A 1,616-nucleotide genomic window follows, 5' to 3' on the forward strand; every position below is an offset into this window, starting at 1 on the left:
CCAGCAAAGGAAACAGCCGCCGAACGCCGCCGCCCAACTCGTAACTTCGGCCTAGAGACCGTGGTACGCCTCTCGGAACAGCAGCGCGGCGTCTTCGTAGAGGCGGATGCTGGCGTCCTGCTCGGGTGACGAACGGCGCCCGCGAGCCGCAGCCTCGGCACGATCCTGCTTCAGCCACTCCCCGGATGCCTCGAGCCAGGTCACGATGGCTGACACGGCCGAGGTCGGCAGGGCGGGCGGCTCAGGCGGGTGCGGCTCCACGAGCGAACCCTAGTGCCGGCTAACCGCTGTCACCGGGAATCGGCGGCAGGGCGCCATCCGGTGGGATCTTCGGCGGCACCGTACGTTTCGGCTTGCGGTGGTACACGCCCCGGCTGGGGCTGGTCCACTCGATGGTGCCGTCGGCGAGCAGCCGGGTGTGCCAGCCGTTGTGCTTGGCGCGGTGCCAGCGCTTGACGAGGTTCTGCAGGTTCCAGTCGGCAGTCGGACCGAGCGGGTAGGGCAGCCGGTGGTCGCGCTCGCTGCGCCGGGCCGCTGTTGCGTCGCCCGGGAAGACGCTGGTGACGTCGCGCAGGTCGACCAGACGGCCCAGCGCCTCGGAGGGGACGTAGCCGTCGGTGGTCAGGTCCGGGATCGTGCCGCCGGAGGTCGCCATCTCGACCAGCACCCGGCGCAGCGCTGCGGCCAGGTCCGGGTCGCCTGCCTGCCAGGCCTTCCTCGGGACCGGCCGATCGACGGCCAGCACCTCGCCGGTGCCGGCGTCCACGCAGGCCCGCACGAGGTCGGAGCAGGGCAGCAGCGCGCGCGCCTCGTCGGCGCCGATCGGGCCGTAGCCGACCAGGAGCGCCGGGTGGTCGGACAGTCCGAGCGCGACGGCAACCGGCATCCGGACGTCGATCCCCCAGACACCGGACTGTGCCGCCGCGTTGAGGTCGACCGCGCGCTCGACCGGGCACTCGAGCACGGCTTGGACACCGACACGCTCGCAGCCCAGCGCGTGCAGCAGCGCTGCGACCTGCTTCTGCCCCTCGGTCAGCTCGGGGTCGTCGAAGGTCATGGCCTCCGCCCGCTGGCGAACCGCCGCAACAATGGTCGCCGCCTGGGTGGCGGTGCAGTCGGTGACGACCTGCCCCATCCCGTCAACGGTCGGCCGGCCGCGGACCCCAGCGGACTTCTTGGCCTCCTCGTGCCGCTTGCGAGCCGCGTCGGCGTCGACGGTGATCGCGGCCTTCTTCGCTGCCGTCCGCAGCTCACCGGCGGTGGCCTCGATCTCCTCGTCGCCGTCACCCAGAACCGCTGCCAGCACCTGCGCGGCCACCGGTGGGGACAGGTGGCTGATCTCGTGCAGCAGCGCGATCGCGTGCCCCACCCCGAGCCGTCCCTGCTCGAGTGCCGCGACCAGTCGGGGCTGGGCCATCAGGTCGAGGGCCGTCGTGAGCTTGTCCAGAGCCGTCCTCGGCGCCAGGTGCAGCGTGCCCGCCACGTCGCCGTGCACGAACTCCCGCTGATCGTGCGGCGCGCTCTCGAACATCCCGGCGATCGCGCGGCACTCCATCACGAAGCCGCGCGCCTGCATCCGCGCCGCCTCGGCCAGCGCACCACGGTGCGCTGGCGAG

Annotated in this window: 2 protein-coding genes; both read right to left on the bottom strand. The window is 72.5% G+C overall.

Going from position 1 to position 1,616, the window contains the following annotated elements; translation table 11 throughout:
- Nucleotides 1-51 precede the first annotated feature (51 nt).
- On the bottom strand, nucleotides 52-261 hold the full coding sequence (locus WD794_08570) for a hypothetical protein (GenBank protein MEX2290363.1): 210 nt from the start codon (nucleotides 259-261) through the stop codon (nucleotides 52-54).
- 19 nt (nucleotides 262-280) lie between these two features.
- On the bottom strand, nucleotides 281-1,616 hold a 1,336-nt coding region (locus WD794_08575), incomplete at its 5' end, for a hypothetical protein (GenBank protein MEX2290364.1).

The organism is Mycobacteriales bacterium (assembly GCA_040902655.1).
In the GTDB taxonomy this organism is placed as follows: domain Bacteria; phylum Actinomycetota; class Actinomycetes; order Mycobacteriales; family SCTD01; genus SCTD01.